Annotated in this window: 16 protein-coding genes and 1 riboswitch; of the genes, 3 read left to right on the top strand and 13 right to left on the bottom strand. The window is 63.6% G+C overall.

What is annotated here, in order from left to right; all coding sequences use genetic code 11:
• On the bottom strand, positions 1-890 hold an 890-nt coding region (locus tag V7E26_RS22065), incomplete at its 3' end, for a 2'-deoxycytidine 5'-triphosphate deaminase (protein ID WP_324420184.1).
• Between the two features lie 122 nt (positions 891-1,012).
• Positions 1,013-1,092: riboswitch (SAM riboswitch) on the top strand.
• 70 nt (positions 1,093-1,162) lie between these two features.
• On the opposite strand from V7E26_RS22065, the gene V7E26_RS22060 reads away from it, so the two are divergent.
• Positions 1,163-2,359 carry an O-succinylhomoserine sulfhydrylase gene (locus tag V7E26_RS22060; protein ID WP_324420182.1) on the top strand — a complete coding sequence of 399 codons (1,197 nt, stop codon included), beginning with the start codon at positions 1,163-1,165 and terminating at the stop codon, positions 2,357-2,359.
• Between the two features lie 64 nt (positions 2,360-2,423).
• Here V7E26_RS22060 and V7E26_RS22055 read toward each other — a convergent pair whose 3' ends face one another.
• The 8 genes from V7E26_RS22055 to V7E26_RS22020 form a co-directional block, all read right to left on the bottom strand.
• On the bottom strand, positions 2,424-3,347 hold the full coding sequence (locus V7E26_RS22055; RefSeq protein ID WP_324420180.1) for a 3'-5' exonuclease: 924 nt from the start codon (positions 3,345-3,347) through the stop codon (positions 2,424-2,426).
• Positions 3,253-4,497 (bottom strand): UvrD-helicase domain-containing protein, encoded by a 1,245-nt coding sequence (locus V7E26_RS22050; RefSeq protein WP_324420178.1) that lies wholly within the window; start codon positions 4,495-4,497, stop codon positions 3,253-3,255. The genes V7E26_RS22055 and V7E26_RS22050 overlap by 95 nt, the downstream gene beginning before the upstream one ends.
• Before the next feature lie 74 nt (positions 4,498-4,571).
• Positions 4,572-5,570 (bottom strand): HNH endonuclease, encoded by a 999-nt coding sequence (locus V7E26_RS22045; RefSeq protein WP_324420176.1) that lies wholly within the window; start codon positions 5,568-5,570, stop codon positions 4,572-4,574.
• Positions 5,571-8,591, bottom strand: coding sequence for a site-specific DNA-methyltransferase (locus tag V7E26_RS22040; RefSeq protein ID WP_324420174.1), 3,021 nt, complete (start codon positions 8,589-8,591; stop codon positions 5,571-5,573).
• Positions 8,591-11,587 carry a BPTD_3080 family restriction endonuclease gene (locus tag V7E26_RS22035; protein ID WP_324420172.1) on the bottom strand — a complete coding sequence of 999 codons (2,997 nt, stop codon included), beginning with the start codon at positions 11,585-11,587 and terminating at the stop codon, positions 8,591-8,593. The genes V7E26_RS22040 and V7E26_RS22035 overlap by 1 nt, the downstream gene beginning before the upstream one ends.
• A gap of 482 nt (positions 11,588-12,069) precedes the next feature.
• On the bottom strand, positions 12,070-13,077 hold the full coding sequence (locus V7E26_RS22030; RefSeq protein ID WP_324420170.1) for an SGNH/GDSL hydrolase family protein: 1,008 nt from the start codon (positions 13,075-13,077) through the stop codon (positions 12,070-12,072).
• Between the two features lie 12 nt (positions 13,078-13,089).
• A complete protein-coding gene (locus tag V7E26_RS22025; RefSeq protein WP_324420168.1) occupies positions 13,090-13,860 on the bottom strand; it encodes an SGNH/GDSL hydrolase family protein in 771 nt (256 codons plus the stop codon).
• The gene (locus V7E26_RS22020) at positions 13,857-15,113 is read right to left on the bottom strand and encodes an OpgC domain-containing protein (protein WP_324420166.1); all 1,257 of its coding nucleotides are present in this window, start codon (positions 15,111-15,113) and stop codon (positions 13,857-13,859) included. Before V7E26_RS22020 ends, V7E26_RS22025 begins: the two co-directional genes overlap by 4 nt.
• Before the next feature lie 236 nt (positions 15,114-15,349).
• On the opposite strand from V7E26_RS22020, the gene apaG reads away from it, so the two are divergent.
• The gene (gene apaG, locus V7E26_RS22015) at positions 15,350-15,742 is read left to right on the top strand and encodes a Co2+/Mg2+ efflux protein ApaG (RefSeq protein ID WP_324420164.1); all 393 of its coding nucleotides are present in this window, start codon (positions 15,350-15,352) and stop codon (positions 15,740-15,742) included.
• Positions 15,743-15,791: 49 nt separating this feature from the next.
• Here the strand turns inward: apaG and V7E26_RS22010 are convergent, their stop codons facing one another.
• The 3 genes from V7E26_RS22010 to V7E26_RS22000 all read right to left on the bottom strand — a co-directional run bounded on the left by V7E26_RS22010 (position 15,792) and on the right by V7E26_RS22000 (position 19,166).
• Positions 15,792-16,796 carry an Hsp33 family molecular chaperone gene (locus tag V7E26_RS22010; RefSeq protein ID WP_324420162.1) on the bottom strand — a complete coding sequence of 335 codons (1,005 nt, stop codon included), beginning with the start codon at positions 16,794-16,796 and terminating at the stop codon, positions 15,792-15,794.
• A 235-nt stretch (positions 16,797-17,031) separates the two neighbouring features.
• Positions 17,032-17,958 carry an ornithine carbamoyltransferase gene (gene argF / locus V7E26_RS22005; protein WP_324420160.1) on the bottom strand — a complete coding sequence of 309 codons (927 nt, stop codon included), beginning with the start codon at positions 17,956-17,958 and terminating at the stop codon, positions 17,032-17,034.
• A complete protein-coding gene (locus V7E26_RS22000) occupies positions 17,958-19,166 on the bottom strand; it encodes an aspartate aminotransferase family protein (RefSeq protein WP_324420158.1) in 1,209 nt (402 codons plus the stop codon). Before V7E26_RS22000 ends, argF begins: the two co-directional genes overlap by 1 nt.
• 498 nt (positions 19,167-19,664) lie before the next feature.
• Here V7E26_RS22000 and V7E26_RS21995 point away from each other — a divergent pair, with 498 nt between their 5' ends.
• Complete coding sequence (locus V7E26_RS21995; RefSeq protein ID WP_324420156.1) at positions 19,665-20,177, top strand: GcrA family cell cycle regulator; 513 nt, start codon at positions 19,665-19,667, stop codon at positions 20,175-20,177.
• 179 nt (positions 20,178-20,356) lie between these two features.
• Here V7E26_RS21995 and V7E26_RS21990 read toward each other — a convergent pair.
• Positions 20,357-20,523, bottom strand: a 167-nt coding sequence (locus V7E26_RS21990) for a winged helix-turn-helix domain-containing protein (RefSeq protein ID WP_324420186.1), incomplete at its 5' end; no start/stop codon positions are given.

Here is a 20,523-nt window from a genome sequence, read left to right as displayed (position 1 = left end):
TCGAAGAATCCGGCATAGTGGACGCGGAATTCGCCGACCAGCGGATCGAACGGCACCATCTCGGCGGCATAGTCCGGCGGCACCTGCACGGCTTCCTTGGAGGCCAGGATGTAGAACTCGCCGGGATCGAGGATCAGGCTGCCGTCAGGCCGCGCCGGGATCGGCTCCCAGAATTCGCCGACCGCGTAGCCGCCGCGGCGGTCGACGTCGACCACGCCGGTATGGCGCTTGGCGCGGTAGCCGACAAAGCCGCCGCTGCTCTGCCCGGACAGGTCGACCGACAGCGCGACGCCATTGGCGAGATCGGCGTCGTCGACGTCGACCAGCCGCTCGGCGTCATGCAGCGCATCGAGCTCATCGGCGTCGAGGATGGCGTCGCCGGTGCGGAAGCGCACCTGGGAGAGCCTGGAGCCCTCGCGCAGCAGCACGGGGAATGTCTTCGGGCTGATCTCGGCGTAGAGCGGGCCGTGATAGCCGGCGCCGATCATGTCAAAACGGCGGGTGCCGTCGGCGATCACGCGCGTGAAGACGTCGAGCCGGCCGGTCGAGCTTTTCGGGTTGGCGGCAGCTATGATCTCCGGCGGCAGCGCGAGGCTCTCCAGCAGCGGCACGATGTAGACGCAGTTGGTCTCCAGCACCGCGCCATCGGAGAGGTCGATCTCGTGCAGCTTCAGTTCATCGATACGCTCGGCGACGGTGGCGTCGGGCCCGGGCAGGAAGCTGGCGCGCACGCGGTAGGCGATGTCGCCGAGCCGCAGATCGAGGCTCGCCGGCTGGATCTGGCTTTCGACGAAGGGATATTCGGGAAGGATCAGGCCCGCATCCGCCATCGCCGCGATCATGCGGTCGGGCAGAATCCCGTTGGCGTCGGGCGGCAGCGTGAACGGCACGTCGGGATCCTCTGAGGTGGCCCATCCGGATGCCAAAATAGCATCCAGACCTCATAAATACAGGCTTTTACCGGTTATCCGATGACCGCCTTGACTGAAAGGGCGCAAGCGAATATCAGCATGACTTATCCCGTGGTGATTTGAGCCGGCCGGCTTGCAGCCACGTTAAATAAGTCGCTAAACAGGCCGGGGACACGTGTGATCCCGGCCTGTGGAAATTCTTCCAGGCCGGTTTTTTGTGACCATTTTCCAGTGGTCGCATCGGAGGTCACATGTCTGAGTCCAAATCTTCTCAATCGCGCTATCGCCCCGAAACCCGCCTGGTCCATGGCGGCACCCTGCGCTCGCAATTCGGCGAGACGTCGGAAGCGCTGTTTCTCACCCAGGGCTACGTCTACGACACTGCCGAGCAGTGCGAGGCGCGCTTCAAGGGCCAGGACCCCGGCTTCATCTATTCGCGCTATTCCAATCCGACGATCGCGATGTTCGAGCGCCGCATGATCGAGCTCGAGGGCGCGGAAGCCGCGCGCTCGACCGCGACCGGCATGGCCGCGGTGACGACCGCGATCCTCGCGCCGCTGCGGGCCGGCGACCATGTGGTGGCGTCGAAAGCCCTGTTCGGCTCCTGCCTCTACGTCGTGCAGGACCTGCTGCCGCGCTACGGCATCGAGACCACGCTGGTCGACGGCGCCGATCTCGGCCAGTGGCAGCGCGCCTTGCGGCCGAACACCAGATCGTTCTTCCTGGAAAGCCCGACCAATCCGACGCTCGACGTGCTCGACATCCCGGCGATCGCCGAGATCGCGCATAGTGGCGGCGCGCGGCTGATCGTCGACAACGTGTTCGCCACGCCGATCTGGCAGAGCCCGCTTTCGCTCGGCGCCGACGTCGTGGTCTACTCCGCGACCAAGCATATCGACGGCCAGGGCCGCTGCCTCGGCGGCGTCATCCTGTCGTCGGAAGCTTTCATCACCGAGCACATCCACAACTTCATGCGGCAGACCGGGCCCTCGCTGTCGCCGTTCAACGCCTGGGCCCTGCTCAAGGGGCTGGAGACGCTCGGCGTGCGCGTGCGCGCGCAGACCGAGACGGCGGCGAAGATCGCGGACGTGCTCGCCTCGCACCCGAAGGTCTCGCGGCTGATCTATCCCGGCCGCGCGGATCATCCGCAGGCGGAGCTGGTGAAGAAGCAGATGCGCGCAGGCTCGACGCTGATCGGGTTCGAGGTCAAGGGCGGCAAGCAGGCGGCGTTCCGCTGCCTCAACGCGCTGCAGATCTCGCGCATCTCCAACAATCTCGGCGACGCCAAGAGCCTCGTGACGCATCCGGCGACGACGACGCATCAGCGTCTCGCGCCGGAAGCGCGCGCCGAGCTCGGCATCAGCGAAGGCTTCATCCGCTTCTCGGCCGGGCTGGAGCACGCCGATGATCTGATCGAGGATTTTGTTCAGGCGCTGGATAAGGCGTGAGGTGCCCGCGAAGGCGGTTGGCACAAAATATGGAAAACAACCCCATGCAAAGTAGCATGGGGCCTCATCCAGCCATCGTTTGAAGGTCTGCGAGGTATTCAGATACCGGAGAAATGCCCGTGAGCAGCAGGTGCTCACGGGCGCGCGTGCAGGCGACGTAGAGCAGCCGCCGCTCGGTTTCGTAGATGTCGTCGAGCTCCGCTTCGTCCGCCGCGTCCGCTACCCGTTCGTCGAGCGGCAGGATGCCCTCGTCGCAGGCCATGACGACGACGGCCCGAAATTCCAGGCCCTTGGCCAGGCTCATCGGCGCCGTCACCATGCTGGCGGCGTCCGCCAGCCCGTCGATCGCGGCGCGGGCGCGGGCCACAAGCTGGGGCGTCCGGACAAACAGCCCGATTTCATTGGCTGAGATCCCTTCGCCGAGCCAAGCGGCGACGGCGCTCCGGACGACGTCCGCCTCGGCTGCGATGGTCGGGACGGATTTGACCTCGGGTTGCGGTCCGTCGAACACCGACACGATCCCGCGACGTTCGTCGTCGAGCCCGTCGCTGTCGCGCAGCACCGTCGGCAGCAGCCGGTCCGCCGCGCGGCGAATCTGCTGGGAAGTGCGATAGCAGACCTTGAGCGTGTGCGAACGGCCGCGCACGTCGACGCCGAGGCTCGCCCACGAATAGGGGTGCTGGAAAATGCGCTGTCCGATGTCGCCGGACAGGAAAAGGCCGTCCGGTCCGGCCGGCGCCAGCGCCGCGAAAAACCGCAGCTCGGCCGGCGCAAGGTCCTGCGCCTCGTCGATGATCACATGATCGAACGGCCTTGCCGCGCGACCCGCGAGCGCGTCCGCCAGGCCGGTGAAAACGCTGGCCCAGGTCGTATACCGTTCCGCCGCCAGCGCCTCACGCACCGCCGCGAAGACCGGCCACAGGCGTGCGCGCTGATTGGGGCCAAGCCGGCTCTTGCGGCCCATCCGCTCGACGGCGGAAATAGGCATCCGGCGACGACAATCCCCACGCGTCGATGACGTTGCTCCACTCGGACAGCAGGAAGCGCTCCGAAAACCCCTTGAGCCCGGTTGCAGCGGCCGCGTCGCGCAGCCGTTCGCGCAAGGCCGCCTCGGAAGCAATGCGCGGGCGCACGCCGTGCTCGAGCTGATACATCTGCTCGGCGATCCCGCGGAACGACGCGGTCGTGATCCGGCGCACGATGCCGCCGGTCTCGGGCGCCAGCACCAGCGTCTTCTTCGCCATGGCGTCGGCCAGCGGCTGCGAAAAACTCGCCAGCAGGATCTTTGCGGTTGGACTCTCGCGAGCGAACCGCACCGCGCGATGAATCGCGACGATCGTCTTGCCGGTCCCGGCCGATCCTGCCACGCGGGCCGGCCCCGAGAAGCTGCGCTCGACCAGCGCCCGCTGCGACGGGTGAAGGAAGACGCCCCATTTCTCCCAGGGAAAGGCCAGCGCCTGCTCCAGCTCCTCCTGATCGGCGATCAGGCGAATCCGGCGCAACGCGTCAGGATGCTTGAAGGGATCGGCAGCCACCGGCGCCGGAGCCGGAACCGCCAGCCTGCCCGTGGCGGCAAACTCCAGCAGCGATTCGGCGGCCTCGGCGGGGAGATGAGCCGCCAGCGAAAAAAATCGATCTTCATTGGCCGCGCGGACGTCGGCCAGCCAATCGGCCGGCACCCCGATCGAGAGCAGCGCATCGTCGTCCAGCGAGGCAAACAATGCGGACGGAGTTGCTTCGTCCTTCCCGGCCGAGGCAGGAGCAGGAAAGACAAAATCGAACGTCGCCGGCGGAGCGACATCCTCGACGCGCTCGCGAATTTCGACAATCTGGATCGCGCCGGTCCGCGGATGCGCCTCGATGCGGCGCCGTTCCGCCCAGGCATAGGCGGCGTCGTGATGGTCGACATAGGCAACGAGAAGGCTCTGGTCCGTCTTGTGCACGATCAGGCGGACGTCGCGGTTGACCCGCGCCGACCAGAAATTGGGGTCCTTGCTCTTGTCGATCCGATGCAACTGGAGACCGTTGCCGGTGCGATCCATCTGCAGATCGAAGACGCTCGCCTTCACCGCCTTCTGGTCGACGCCGGAGAGCCGGTTGAACGATGCGGTGAAGGTGTCGGCGATGAGGAAATTCAATTTGCGTCCTACCCAGGAACTACACCAGTATCGATCGTCTCACATACGCTACTGGGTCTCAGCCCGACATGTTCCTATAGCTTCCATCCACGTAGAGCATTCGCCTTTTTGACAAACCTTACTGCGGGCCGATCTCGCTTGTCCTGTGGAGCGCAAATGATGGGACGCAACGCCTTTCGAAATTCCTTCAATCCGGCGACCTCGTCGTCTGCCCGCAGCATTCTAATTGTCAGATCATTAACGTGGATTTTTAGTGTCGAATCGAACGTGACAAGTCCGCAGTCGTAAGCTCGGTGATGAAGCGCGCATAAGGCGATGCCGTTGGCGGTCCGATCACTACTTGTAGGCTCCGATACCGGCAAGATATGCGCACCATCAACCAACCTGAGTTGGATACCACACATGGCGCAACGGCAAGAATACGCCGTTAGAACCCGTTCTCTAAAATCGATCGCTCGGATTGCTCTCCAAGTGGATACGAGTGCGCGCTTGCGTTCTTCAGCAACCTCTTCGTCGATATTCCGCTCATTTATTCTGTCCGGACTTTCACTTAGCCGTTTGAGGATCGCCGCTTCAGCAGGCACCGATCCGCTATCATGAAGAGCCTGCAGAAAACGGATGTATGTGCCAATAAATTCAGGCTTGAAAGCAATAGCAGTTTCGTTGTTGTCTTTAACGTAAGGAGCAAAACCACCAAGAACCGCTTTACGCAGCGCAGTTTCGCTTATCTGCAATGATGGGGATGTACCCAACGGGCCACGATGCTGACGAATATCCCAACCCGCGAATACACCAACATCATCCCACCAGCCAAGCACCAAATTGCGAGCGTTAGGCTTGGAATTGAATTGCAACACTCCAGTAGCTTGGATGCGATACTCATCAACCGATCGGTTCCTACCGCCGTGAGTAATATTCCAGATGTAGACCTGGACTAAGAAGCTGCGACGGCCGTCATATACTCTATACAGTGCCGGATGCCTGCCGGGGTTTAGATAAAGTACATTCAATCTGCTACTACGAATTGCTTCTTCAGCTCGGGCTAGCAGTTCACTTTTTTGAAGGCGCGCCATTTACAGGCCCCCGATTGAAAACACCTTCATCACTTCGTCGCCGAAGTGATTGATCACCTTCACCGCAATGCGGCCGCTGACCGGCCGTGGGAACGGGCGTGAGGTGTCGGAATAGAGCGTCGACCACGCATCCTCGTCGATTTCGGCCTGCAGCGCGGTCTTCAGGCTCTTGTAGGGATCGTTGGCGCCGAGGAAATAGGCGTGGCGGACGAAGAAGCTTTCCTCGTTGTAGTCGGTGTCGATGAACCAGGCGGCGATGCCCCTGGTGTCGCTGGAGCGGATATCGCCGGTGTTGGGATCGAACACGTCGACGCCGTTCACCTTCACCTTGATCTCGGGACCGCCATCATCGAGGATTTGCACATCAGGCTCGCCGAAGACGACGAACATGTTGCCGCGCCCGGTGTTCTTCAGTTCCTCGGACATGTGCATATCAGGATTGATGCGTGCCTTGAGGATCTTGAGGCTGCCGAGACTGCCGAGTTCGGAGGAATGGGCGTCGAAGTTGAAGGCGCAGGCGATCAGCACGTCGAAGCGCGCATCCACCGCCTCGCGCGCGGCCGCGACGATGTCCTGCCGGCCGACCGTTCCGTATTCGGGGCCAATCAGGATTGCGGCGCGGCGTTCAGGGCCGTTCTCTCCCTCGATGAAGGTGCCGCTGGCGCCAATGAAGTTGCCGGGCCATGGCGTCAGGGTCTCGAAGCTGATGCGGTCGCCCTTGTCCTGCTGCTTGACACCCTCGGATTTGAGATAGTCGATTACGATGGTTGCAAAATCCTGCCCAGCAAGGTCCGCGTCGGCGGCGAAGCGTCTGCCCTCGGCGGCGTCGAGGAGGTCGATCAGTTCCTCCTCGCTGGCGGGCAGGACGCGATGCGGCGAGAGGCTCTCCACCGTGAAGGGACCTGCGACGCGGACGCGGGCATTGTCGGTGTAGGGCTTATCATAGAGATACTCGACATCAGCACGCGCGGCGATGCTGGCGTCGATCTCACGCTGGCGGGCGATCCACGCCTCGCACCATTTGGCGTGCGGTTCCTTTGCCGAGGCCGGCGCACCGACGGGCATTTCGCGGGGGACCTGCCACTCTTCCCAATTGTTTTTGGTCGCCTTATTGAGCGTCGTGCGTAGCGGCTCCAAGACGGCCTGCCATTTCTCCCAAATGTCGTCGATGTCAGGATTGTTCGCGAATACCCCGGACGTTATGTAGGCGGCCCGCCGATAGACGAAGCCTTGGCGGACGTCGTGATGGACCGGCGTGTCCGGCAACGTACGCTTCTGGAGATCGGCCTCCTTGGCGCGCCCCTCGCGGCTGTCGGCTAAGAAATACCAGGGATAGCGTGCCGACATGAGCCGCGTACGCGCAAGGGCCAGTGAGACACGGCTGGTGTCGATGGTGATCCATCGCCGCCCCCATTGCTCGGCGACGTATGCAGTCGTGCCAGATCCGCAAGTTGGATCGAGCACGAGATCACCGGGATCGGTGGTCATCAAAATCAGACGCTCTATGACCCGCTCATTAGTTTGAACCACGTAAATTGGGTTGGCTGCCCCTCCGAGGCCATCCCACCAATTTGAGATTGTTTTGTAAGGGAAGTCATCCAAGTATCTCTTGAAGTCGAGACTTGTCGAAGACGCCATCAATCGGCCGCCAGCAGCAACACGCTCCATGCCCGATAGCCCCTGCTCTTGAGGTCTTGACGTGTGACTCCAGCACCGCCCTCGGGGTGGAGAGAACGGTGCACCATTCAAGAAGACTGGAGCCATCTGATTTTCGCGATGGCCTCCGTTTGTGATCGGCCATGGCCTCAGCAGTCGACCTTCAGGAAATTCAGCCTTTAGACGTCCCGGATACTGTCTAAAATCCAAAACATTGCCGTCGCGATCAATGTACCCTTTGAGATTAAAAATCGCTCCCGACGGAAGTTCCATTCTAGAAAATTCATCGAGCGTCTCCGAGTCAATTTCCCTCTGTTCAAATAGCGGACGAAATTTCAACATGCCTGAAGAACGGGAATTTTTTGAATACCAGAGAATGTAATCATTCACCGGATCAACAAAATTTCCCTTTTGGGCACCTTTCTTCTTTTGTAGAATCTCAACGATACACTTCTCTGCCCCAAACACTTCATCCATGACCGCCCGCACGCGATGCACGTTTTCGTCGCCGATCTGCACGAAGATCGACCCGCTCTCCGTCAGCAGATCGCGCATGACCGTCAAGCGGTCGCGCAGATAGGTGAGATAGCTGTGGATGCCATCCTTCCAGGTGTCGCGAAACGCCTTCACCTGTTCCGGCTCGCGTGAAATATCGACCTGTTTGCCGTCCTTGACGTCGCGCGACTGCGTCGATACCTGCCAGTTAGAATTGAACTTGATCCCATAAGGCGGATCGAAATAGATGCACTGCACCTTGCCGCGCAGGCTCTCGCGCTCGGCTAGGCTCGCCATCACCTGCAAGCTATCGCCGAGGATCATGCGGTTCGACCAGTGCTGGTCGTGCTGATAAAACTCCGCGCGCTGGTCCGGCTCGATGCCGTTGAAATCGGCGAACAGATCGGGCGCGGCCGTCTCCGCCTCGCGCTTCTCGGCGGTGCGGCGCTTCAAATCGTCGATAACAGCCTTGGGATGGATCTTTTCCTGGATGTAGAGCGGCGGCACGTTGACGACGAGATCGGACCAATCCTGTTTGTCCTTGCCGCGCCAGATCAGTTGCGCGTCCGACAGCGTAAGCCGGCCGGTCTCGGCCAGTTCCTTCATCTGGTCTTCGGTGATGGTGATCTTCGCGCCGTTCCAGATCAGTTCGGGCGCGCGCGGCTCCTCAGTAGTGCGCGTCGCGCCCTCCGCCAGCGGCCGCGAGCGTGGATAGTGCTTCGGCGGCAACGGCGAGGCATCTTCCTCCCGCCGGAAGAAGCTCTCCATTTCCGCCGTCGGAATGTTGCGCCGGCTCGCCGCGTCATGCTTCAGCGCGTCGATACGTTTGGAAGATTTAGGCGACTTTGACGATTTCGGCGAACGGGCCATCAGGCGGGAACTTTCTTCAGCAATCGATCGACCAATGCGGCGAAGTCTTCGTCCATCGCCGCCCAGTCGCGGAATTCTTCAAATCCCCATCGTCCAAAGCCGCCGAGCGCGTTGACGCCCGGCACCCAGAGATCGCGGGTCGTCTGCGCCTTGGCCTTGTCGCTTTCGTCCCTGGCACCCTTGACTTCAAGGATGAGATTCAGCGGCTCGTCGCCATCCACATCGAGCCGGACGAGGAAGTCGGGAACGTAACGCCGCATCACGCCGGCGTCGAGATAGGGGATGTCGAAGCCCATCGCCTGGTTCCTGGCGTAGGCCAGCACGCGCGGGTGATTTTCAAGCGTCAGGGCGAGTTGTTCTTCCCAACTCGAGTCAAGCACGACATGGCTGATCTGGCACTTCGGCGGCTGCGCGCCGGTCTTCCAGACCGGCTTCGAGGTGATGAAGTTGACGAAGCGCGTCGAGCCTTTCGGGTTGTAGGGATCGAGCACCGCGAGCAGCCGTCCCTCGCTGCCGCGCGTCAGCGCGATGTCGATCTTTTCCGCCGCACGGGCAAGCTGATCCTGGTACAGGATCGCGCCGATCGGCACGCCCTTCGTGACCAGATATCCTTCGTCGATCCACCGGCGCGCGAGACGCTGGATCTGCGGAAACAGATGCTGCCTGGGAAAGCCTTCGTCATCGCGGAAGCGCGCATAGAGCAGATGCTTGGCGAGATTGAAGCTGATCTCCGAGGGCCGCAGCCGCTCCAGCACCTGCGGCGTGATGGTGACGCCGGCGCCGACGATGCCCTCCATCACCACCGATGTGGGGCCGATGTCGGCCGGCGTGATCTCCAGCCGGCTGTCGGCGGTGAAGGCCGCTTCCAGCCTGTCGGACGGCAGGTCGCGGCGATAGCCGCTGACGCGGGGAAAGCGCATCTCGAGTTCGGCCCGCTCCCTGATCGCGTGGACGCGCGTCACCGGCTTCGGCGCAACCGGCGTGGTCTTCTGCGGCGAGGACGCGAAGTCGAAGGGGATACCCATTATGTCGGCATATTCGACGTCGAACAATCCGGTCTTCGGGTTGAGATCGTAGGACTGGCGGCGCAGGCCGCGGCCGACCACCTGTTCGCACAACAACTGGGTGCCGAACGCCCTGATACCGAGAATGTGGGTGACGGTGTTGGTGTCCCAGCCCTCGGTCAGCATCGACACCGAGACGACGCACCGGATCTGTTCGCCGAGCCGGCCGACACGGCCGACCGTGTTCATCACTTCGCGCAACAGCTCACTCTCGCTGGCGTCGTCCTGCGCGCTGCCGGCGCCTTCGCGGGCCGCACGCTCGCGCCTGAACTGCTCGATCTCCGGGCCGGCAGCGTCACGAAATCCCTTGTCCAGCGCATCGCCTGATTCGATCTGGCGCGAGTCGATCAGCAGCGTCCGCGGGCGCGCCAGGCGGCCACCCTGGTCGTCATAGTTCCGGAACAGCTCCAGGTGCCCGGCGTGGAAGGCGGCACGTTCGTCCTCCGCATCGCCGCGCTCGAAGCCGGCAATCCATTCGAACACCAGCTTCGAGATCGCCGTGTTCTGGCACACCACGATGAACACCGGCGGCACGCCGATGCCGGCGCGCTGCCAGCGCTCGAACTCGCCCTCGTAATGGCTGTACAGCGCATTCAGCGCGGTTCGCAGCATGTTGGGAAGATCGAAGGGGCTGAGCTTGCCGGCGGCCGCCGCGGTCTTCGGCAAATCCTTGCCGACATGCTGCCAGAGGTGGCGATAGACCACCGAATCGGTCTGCACGAGATTGTCGGTGACGGGCACGCGGGGCAGCTTGACGATGCCGCTCTCGATCGCGTCCATCAGGCTGAAATCGGACACCACCCAGGGAAACAGCGTGCCCTCGTCATAGCCGGAGCCGCGCAGGAAGAACGGCGTGGCCGACAGGTCATAGACCGCGCGCACGCCCTTCGACAGTTTGCGGCCGAGCGCCTCGATGCCGTTGATCCAGAGCCGGGCGGCTTCCTCGTTCTCGGCGGCCTCCTTCCTGTCTTCTCCGGTCAGCGGCCCCTCGGTGTCACCGCCGACCTTGTGGCGGTAGCAATGATGCGCTTCGTCATTGATGACGTTGACGCGGTCATAGTTCAGCAGCTTGCCGCAGGCGCGATCGAGCATCTCCGCGTCGGTTTCGGTGGTCCTGATCGGCTCGGGCGCGTTGCCCTGCAGGAAGCTGCGCGCCACCTTGGGCAACGGCAGGGTCTCGCGGTGCTGGAAAGAATGGTAGTTGGTGATCACGATCTCGGCGCGGCGGACCTCGGGGAGCATTTCCGGCGGCACGATCTCGCGGGTTTCGTAGTAATTGTCCGGCTCGCTCGGCAGCAGCACGCGCAGACGGTCGCGGATGGTGATGCCGGGGGCGACGATCAGGAAGGCGCGGGAGAAATCCTTCGAGTCCTTGCGGGCCGCGTTCACCGTCTGCCATGCGATCAGCATCGCCATCACGGTGGTCTTGCCGCTGCCGGTCGCCATCTTCATCGCGAGACGAAACAGCTCGGGGTTGGCTTCCGCGTTGGCGGTGACGAGCCGATCCAACACGCCCTTCGTTGCCGCGCGTTTCGGGGCGACCTCGGTCAGCCAGATGATGGTTTCGACGGCCTCGATCTGGCAGAAGAACGGTTGCTGAGCGTTGAACTTGTGGTGGCGCCAGTGTTCGAGCAGCCGCTGCGTCGCGCCGGTGACGCCCCAGTCGGCCGGATTGCGCAGGGACCGCCAGCTTTCGAGGTAGCCGCGAATCTCGTTGATCAGGGCGTGGTCGGTGTAGGTCTCCAGCTCGAACGACGGCTGAGCGGTGGAGGCTTTCTTTCTTGAAGCCGGAACCGGGACGAGCAGGCGGGACGGCCGACGGCCGGGCTTCGGCTCGCCTTCGAGCGGCTGGCCGTTGTCATCGAAGGGATGGTGCAGTTCCGGCACCCGATATGGCGAGTTCAGGATCGGCCGTTCGTAAAAGCTGCTCAATTTCCAGATCCGCCCCGCAATTCACCACGCCATCGATGCGATGCACCAAGGCCCGCTCCTCAAGGCGGGCCGCCCGGCCGACACTCTAGGTTGAAATTTTCGGATGAGCCATCAGGAAATAAGGATAAAGCGTCTCGTGCCGGAAGCGCGCGCCGAACTCGGCATCAGCGAGGGCTTCATGCGCTTCCGGGCAGGACACGAGCAGGCATGAGGTGCTTACCCTCCCTCCATGGCAGGGCAATCGCATATGGTGTTGACGAAGCTCATCGGCTGGCTCGCTTCGCCTCTCCCGCTTGCGGGGGAGGCCGACGCGCTCGAAGAGCGTGGCGGGTGGAGGCTCTCTCCACACAGAGAATCCCGATGCGGAAGCACCCCCACCCCAACCCTCCCCCGCAAGCGGGAGAGGGAGCGCAGTGCTGATGTCGCTGCACCTCGGATCTCACATGCGATTGCCCTGCCTTCCAGGGGAGCGTGAAACAGGGCTACATCGGCCGGTAGGTCCGGACGTCGGAGGGCACGTTGACGCCGAGCTTGATCTGGCCGACCGACTTGATGATGTCGTCGCCGAGGAGTTGGGCGAAGCAGGCATAGCCCCAGTCGCTCATGTGCAGGCCGTCGGAGATCACGAAATTCTCGATCGGGATCGCCTGCTTCTCGTGCCAGTCCTTCATGACCGCAAAGCGCGGGAAGATGCCGACCTTGCGCAACTCCGCGACCCGGCCCAACAGCTTCGTCATCCTGCCGGCGCTCTCGGCGTGCTCGTTGACCCGCGGCGAATATTGCGGATCGATCAGCACGACGTCGGAGCCCGCGGCCTGGATGCGCGCGACGCCTTCCTCGACGAGCCTTGCCGTCGCGTCCGGATCGAGGTTGCGCAGCACGGCGTTGGTGCCAACCTGCCAGATCACGAGATCCGGGTGCAGGTCGATGACAGCGGTCTGCAGCCGCTTCATCATTTCCGGCGCGTCCTCGCCGCCCTTGCCGGCGTTGACGACGGAGATGTCGGCGGACGGATACTGCCGGCGGAGCTGCGCGGCGAGTCGATTGGGATAGGTGAATTCGGGCGCGGTGGAGCCGTAGCCCTGCGTCGATGACGATCCGAACGCGACGATCACCACCGGCTGCCCGGCGACCAGCTTGCTCGCGACGCGCGGCAGCGAGCCCATCGACTTGGAGCCCTTCGACGGCAGGCACGGCACGCGGCTGAAGATGTCGCCGGCCGATTTGGCGACTTCCTTCACCTTGTCGATCGCCTTGCCGGTGAGGCCCTTCTGCGCTGTGGGATTGACATTGGCCTGGATCGAGGCGCCTTCGGTCGCGGGCTTATTTTCAGACGCGCTCGCGCTTTTGGCAGGATCAGACAGCGCCGCGTGCTGGCCGGCCGGCGGCGGGGCCGTCTGCGCCTGCAGCGAGGCCGGCACGAACAGCGCGAGGGCGGCGGCACAGGCGGTCAGCAATGTCTTCAAACGAAAAGGGTAGTGAGAACTCATTAACGCTGGTTCCTAATTTTGCTGAGCCGGGTCCAGGCGGGCCGCGTCGAGCACGAATTTCGACAGCGCGCGGCCGAGGCAGGCATGAACCCGCTTGGCCATGTCGGTGCCGTGAAAAGTACTGAACAGATCGAAATCTCCGGCGTCGTTCCAGTGACGCATGATGGCAAAACGGTCGAACAGCGGCACCGAGTGCTGCTGGGCCACGACCTTCATGTTATCTAGGTACGGCGGCGCGGAAATCATCGTCTCCGTGCGCGGGCTGTATTGCAGATTCAGCAGCACGACGTCGGTTCCCGCCTCTTGCAGTGCAGCAACCCCGCTATCGATGGCGCTGCGAAAATCGTCGGGATCGACGGCCCGCATGGCATCGACGGTTCCCGTCTGCCAGATCACCAAGGTAGGCCTTTTTGCTTCCACCAGCTTAACGAGGCCGGCATCGACATCCTCGGCGGTCTTGCCGTTCTGTAGTTCTACGGAGAGGTTGACCTGGAGCGAGGGCAGCTTTTCCTTGAGCGCCGCCTGCAGCCTGGCCGGATAGGCGCTGTTCTCGGAGGAGGCGATGGTCGAGGAGCGGCTCCCCACCACCAGGATGGTCAGCGGCCTTCCATTCCTGATGGCCTCGGCGACCTTCGGGAGCGTGCTTTCGGTGGACAGGAGGTAGGCCGGCACCTCGCAGGTCTGCGCGGCAGGAGCTGAAGTATCCTGGGCACGCGCGTCATCCGCGGCTGCAGGGCCCGCGAGCAGCACCAGGGCCAGCACAGCCGTTGAGGCGGGCTTCATACGCTTCCCCCCGCCATGTCGGCATTGAGGACCGGCTTTTTCGTTTTCGACGCTCCCTTGTCGGCCGAATGCTTGTACCACGAAATCACCCACGCCACGCCCCACATGATGAGGATTCCGACCAGGCTGACCAGGGCGTGGGTGAAGGCCCCCCCACCGACTTCGGCCAGCACGAAATGCCCGGCAAAGGCCAGGAAAACGCCGAGGCAGAATATCTCAAGGGAGTGCTGGCCACAGAGGATCAATGGTCGCAGCCAGGGCGATTTGAGCCCCGACCAATTCCTCGGCAGGAAGCGCACGGTGAGCGCGGCCAGCGCCAGGAAATGGGCAAACCGCAGCACGTCGAGATCCGTCTTGCTGATCGGATACATCCACTGTTCGAGCCGCTTCGGCAGCAGGAAGCTGAGCTGCGGCAGGTGCCAGGTAAGCGTGACGAAGAACGCGAACACGAGGTAGGCGATGCAGATCCACAGCGTCACCTGCGAGGACAGGATGCGCGACATGCGCTGCGCCCCGCCGAGCGCGCACCAGGCGCCGAACACGAACAGCAATTGCCAGGCGAACGGGTTGAAGATCCAGAAGCCGCCCGGATAGGCCGTCAGGTACCACTCGAACTGCCAGGTCAGCGCGTAGAGCAGCACCGACAGCGCCAGCCCGAAATCGGCCCGCCATCGCAAGAGCCACAGGATGACGGGCAGGAACAGCATCAGCACGATGTAGAGCGGCAGCACGTCCATGTTGACGGGCCGGAAGCGCAGCAGCAGCGCCTGCACGATGGTGACGTCGGGCTGCTTGAGGAAATCCATGATGCCCATTTCCTCGCTGTAGAGCGGGTTCTCGAAACGGGTCGCGACATAGGAGATTTCGGCCAGGAAGATCGTGAACAGGAAGACGTGGGCGACGTAGATCTGCCAGACGCGCCGCAGGATGCGCGCGGTCGCCACCACGAAGCCGGCATCCTGCATCGCACGGCCATAGACGAAGGCGGCGGTGTAGCCGGAGATGAAGATGAATATCTCGGTGGCGTCGGAAAATCCGTAATTGCGGATCGTGAACCAGGTCAGGACGTTGGCCGGCAGATGGTCGACGAAGATCAGCCACAGCGCCATGCCGCGAAACAGGTCAAGCCGCAATTCGCGCTCGCCGACCGCCGGCAGCGTGATCGCCGGCGCGGCCGCGGCCGCGGCCTTGCTATCGCCGGCGTTGGCATCGCTGCGAGGCGAACCGGCAACTGGATCGGCAATGGACGACATCGGGCACCGTTGGTTGAGCTTTGACGCGTGCACTGTCCGGAAAAGATAATATCGCCCCGCAACTTGCACACAAGATACGCCAACAGGATACGGGGCCGGGCAGCGCGCGGTTGCGCTCTAGATTGGAACTGTGTTGAAAGCGCGATGAGGCAGGCGACAAACCTGAAAGGCCGGCGATTGGTTCCGCCGCCTTTCCCGGCTATGATGCGCGACAGGATTTCCGAAAGCTTACCCGCATGTACCGCGCCGTCACCCGCCAGATCGAGGTTACCGTCGAACCGAACTTCATGCCCGAACGCTCGGCGATCGATCGCGGCCAGTATTTCTGGTCCTACACCATCGTCATCACCAACACCGGGACGGAAACCGTGCAGTTGCGCACCCGGCACTGGACCATCACCGACGCGACCGGACGCAGGCAGGATGTCCGCGGCGAAGGCGTGGTCGGCGAACAGCCCGTGCTCGCCCCGGGCGAACGGTTCGAATACACCAGCGGCGTCCCGCTGCCGACCGCGTCGGGCTTCATGACCGGCCGTTACCAGATGGTCAACGAAAGCGGCGAAAAATTCGAGATCGACGTGCCGACGTTTTCGCTGGACAGCCCGGATAAGGGGCGGGTGCTGAATTAGGGGCACGGGCTCCCCGCGAAGGCAGGCCTCACGCCGATCGACGGCGTCGCTACTCCTCCACGCCCGCTTCGTGCGGGGTGAACTGGTAAACCGAGGAGCAGAACTCGCAGGTCACCACGACCTTGTCGTCCTTCACCATCTCGGCGCGGTCCTTTGGCGCAAAACTCTTCAGCATGGCCGAGACCGCCTGGCGCGAGCAGGAGCACTGCGCGCGCAGGGGGAGTGACGTGAACACGCGCACGCCGCGTTCGTGAAACAGGCGATACAGCAGGCGCTCGCCCGACAGATCGGGATCGATCAACTCGACATCCTCGACGGTGCCGATCAGCGACTGGCCCTCGACCCAGGCATCGTCCTCGGCGACCTCGTGGGTTTCCGTGCCCTCGGGCGCATCGCCCGGATGCAGGTCGGCCTGCCGCGCGCGCTCGGGCGCCTTCGGCAGGAATTGCAGCAGCATGCCGCCGGCGCGCCAGCGGTGCTTGCCGCCGTCGCCACCGCGCCACTCCTCGCCGACCGCAAGCCGCACGCGGGTCGGGATCTGCTCGGAGCGCAGGAAATATTCATGCGCCGCGTCTTCCAGGCTGCCGCCATCGAGCGCGACGAGGCCCTGGTAGCGGCTCATGTCGCCGCCCTGGTCGACGGTCATCGCCAGATGACCCTTGCCGAGCAACTGGCCGGAGCTCAGGCCGTCCTTCAGCCGCCGCACGTCATAGCGCGCATAGGCGCGCAGCCGGTCGGGCGACTGGAAGTCGACGATCAGGAACGACACCGGACCGTCGGTCTGGGTCTGCAGGATGAAGCGGCCTTCGAATTTCAGCGCCGAGCCGAGCAGCGTCGCCAGCACGATGGCTTCGCCGAGCAGCTTTCCGACCGGCGTCGGGTAATCATGCTTGGTCAGGATGTCGTCGAGCGCGGGACCGAGCCGGGTCAGCCGCCCGCGCAGATCGAGCGCGCCGACCTCGAACGGCAGCACCGCGTCATCGACGGGAACGGACGACGGCGCGCGGGTCGGCGCGTCGGTCGTGATTTTGATGTCGGGGGATTCTGAAACCATGGGCCTCTATCTGGGGTCTGAGAGGGCAAAGCGAAAGGGGGTTGAGAAGGCTGGCGTTGCTGGCGCATTTCGCTCGAAATCATGTCCCGGACGCGGCGCGGCACGGAGTGACGCGGCGCAGAGCCGGGACCTATTGCTTTGCATGCACGATTTGCATGCACGAGATGGACCCCGGCTCTGCAGCGCACCGCTTGCGCGCTGCGCTGCGTCCGGGGAACGCAAACCGCGAAGACGCCTACGCCACTTCGTTAAAACACCAGGCCAGGATGCCCTTTTGCGCGTGCAGGCGGTTTTCGGCCTCGTCGAACACGACCGATTGCGGGCCGTCGATCACTTCATCGGTGACCTCCTCGCCGCGATGCGCCGGCAGGCAGTGCATGAAGATCGCGTCCTTGCTGGCGAGCGACATCAGCTTGGCATTGACCTGATAGGGCTTGAGCACGTTGTGGCGGTGCTCGCCCTCCTTGTCGCCCATCGAGACCCAGGTGTCGGTGACGACGCAATCGGCGCCGCGCACCGCGGCTTCCGGATCGGTGCCGAGCACGATCGGCGCCTGCGTCGCCTTGATCCAGTCGCGCATCACCTTTTTCGGCGCGAGCTCCGGCGGGGTCGCGACATTGAGCTTGAACTTGAAGCGCTCGGCCGCGTGCGCCCAGGAGGCCAGCACATTGTTGTCGTCGCCGGTCCAGGCCACGGTCTTGCCCTCGATCGGCCCGCGATGCTCCTCGAAGGTCATCAGGTCGGCCATCACCTGGCAGGGATGCGAGCGCCGCGTCAGCCCGTTGATCACGGGCACGGTGGCGTGCGCGGCAAGCTCCAGGAGCGCATCATGGTTGAGGATGCGGATCATGATCGCATCGACATAGCGCGACAGCACGCGGGCGGTGTCGGCGATGGTCTCGCCGCGGCCGAGCTGCATCTCGGCGCCCGTCAGCATGATGGATTCACCGCCGAGCTGGCGCATGCCGACGTCGAACGAGACCCGCGTGCGGGTCGAGGGCCGTTCGAAGATCATCGCCAGCGTCTTGCCTTCGAGCGGCTTCCTGCTCTTCTCGTGCGCCTTCAGCTTCGCCTTCATGTCGGCGCTGAGCGCCAGCATGTTGCGCAGTTCGCTCTGCGGCAGCTCGTTGATATCAAGGAAATGGCGGACCGACGTGCTCATCATCCAGCCGCCTTCTTTGGCTGCGTGCTCGACAGCGCGGCGCAGGCGCGCTCCAGCATCTGGACCGACTGGTCGATCTCGGACTCGTTGACAATCAGCGGCGCCAGGAAGCGCACGACATTGTCGCCGGCGCCGACCGTCAGCAGCTTCTGGTCGCGCAGCGCGTTGACGAGATCGCCTGATGGCACCACCGCCTTGACGCCGACCAGGAGCCCCTCGCCGCGCACTTCCGACAGCACGGAAGGATAGCGATCGACCACGGAGGCGAGCTTCTGCTTGAGCAACAGCGACATCTTCTGCACGTGATCGAAGAAGCCGGGCTTCAGCATCACGTCGAGCACGGCGTTGGCGGCGGCGATGGCGAGCGGATTGCCGCCGAAGGTGGAGCCGTGCGAGCCGGGCGTCATGCCGGAGGCGGCCTCGGCGGTTGCCAGCACGGCGCCGATCGGGAAGCCGCCGCCGAGCGCCTTCGCCAGCGACATCACATCAGGCGTCACGCCGACGCGCTTGTAGGCAAAGAGATCGCCGGTGCGGCCCATGCCGGTCTGCACCTCGTCGAACGCGAGCAGCAGGCCCTTCTCGTCGCAGAGCTGGCGCAGCGCCTTGAAGAAGGAATGCGGCGCCGAGCGCACGCCGCCCTCGCCCTGCACCGGCTCGATCAGGATGCCGGCGGTCTGCGGACCGATCGCCTTCCTGACAGCTTCGAGGTCGCCATGCGGCACCTGGTCAAAACCGTCCATCGGCGGACCAAAGCCTTCGAGATATTTGGCCGAGCCGGTGGCGGCGAGGGTTGCCAGCGTGCGGCCGTGAAACGCGCCTTCGAAGGTGATGATGCGATAGCGCTCCGGATGCCCCTTCGAGGCGTGATAGCGGCGCACCACCTTGATCACGCCTTCCATCGCTTCCGCGCCGGAATTGCAGAAGAACACGAGGTCGGCAAAGCTCTGCTCGCAGAGCCGCGCGGCGAGCCGCTCGCCGTCGGGCGACTTGAACAGGTTCGACATGTGCCAGAGCTTCGTTGCCTGCCGCTGCAGCGCCTGGACCAGGTGCGGATGGCAATGGCCCAGCGCGTTCACCGCGACACCCGAGGTGAAGTCGAGATAGCGCTCGCCGGTGGTCGAGGTGAGCCAGCAGCCCTCGCCGCTTTCGAAGCCGAGATCGACCCTGGCGAAGACGGGGAGCAGATGCGACGTGGCGCTATTGGTCATGGCAATCACTTGGCGTTGGAGACCTGCATTCAAGACCTGCCGCGGAGCAACGCGTGCGTTGGCGCGACGGCAGCAGCCGGTCTTGCGAAACGAAACGTGCCGCCTCTTAAGGGCGGCACGTGAGAGGTATTCTATGTGGGCAGAATGCGCTGTCAACACGCCATGGAACGGCCTTTCCCGCAGTGCAAGATGCTGAATCCGTAGGAATGCGGTGTGGTGGAAAACACGCAGTGCACTTCCTAGATGTCATAACATGTGGACGTTGCGGCGCGGACTCTTGCGCCCGAGTCACGCCATATTGTAGCTTTTGGGCTGTCGGGTACGACATCTCGTGCGGCAGTTCTGACCCCTTAGAACCTTTAGTAAAAGCGTAAACGTTCGGGCGCCCTGGTCGCGCCCGGCGAGGGCTAAGGGATTCTGACCGCAGGGATTTTTGAGACGAATGACATCGCTTGCGCTGCCCCGGATTTGGCCGGCGCGATGCGAGGGGAACATACGATGACGGTATTGACCTGGTCCGACGATCGCGTCGAGCAGCTGAAAAAGCTCTGGGAAGCCGGCTTGTCGGCAAGCCAGATCGCCGCGGAACTCGGCAATGTGACGCGGAACGCCGTGATCGGCAAAGTGCACCGGCTTGGCCTGTCCGGCCGTGCCAAGAGCCCCTCTTCGGCCGCGCCGCGGCAGCGCAAGGCGCGTCCCGCCGCGCAGCCGATGATGCGGGTGTCGCGCCCGGTCTCGCGCGGCAACACCGCGCTGGCGCACGCCTTCGAAGTGGAGATGGAACCGGATCCGGTTGCCTTCGACAATGTGGTGCCGATGAGCCAGCGGCTGTCGCTGCTCGAACTGAACGAGGCGACCTGCCACTGGCCGGTCGGCGATCCCGCGAGCCCCGAGTTCTTCTTCTGCGGCGGCAAGGCGCTTGCCGGCCTGCCCTACTGCGCGCACCACTCGCGCGTCGCCTACCAGCCCGCCGCCGATCGGCGCAGGCACGCGCCGAAGCAGACGCGCTGAGGGCGCGCAGAGTTATCTCAACGTCGTCGTCCCTGCGAACGCAGGGACCCATAGCCGCCGCTGTGCGTGGTTATGCCGAACTGGGGCTCCAGCGCATTTCAAAGAACCAGGATTTGTGGCTATGGGTCCCGGCTCAAGGCCGGGACGACAGCGGAGTGCGCTGAGACAGGGGCGGACGCCTACGGCTCCGCCTTCACGAAACGATCATCGAGCGCGTAACCTGCGCCGCGCACGGTGCGGATCGGGTCCTGCTCGCGGCCGGGGTTGAGCAGCTTGCGCAGGCGGCCGATGTGGACGTCGACGGTGCGCTCGTCGATATAGATGTCGCGGCCCCAGACGCTGTCGA

The organism is Bradyrhizobium sp., assembly GCF_036735945.1.
In the GTDB taxonomy this organism is placed as follows: Bacteria; Pseudomonadota; Alphaproteobacteria; order Rhizobiales; family Xanthobacteraceae; genus Bradyrhizobium.
Note: the sequence above shows the minus strand (reverse complement) of the source record. Positions and strands in the feature narration are given on the sequence as shown.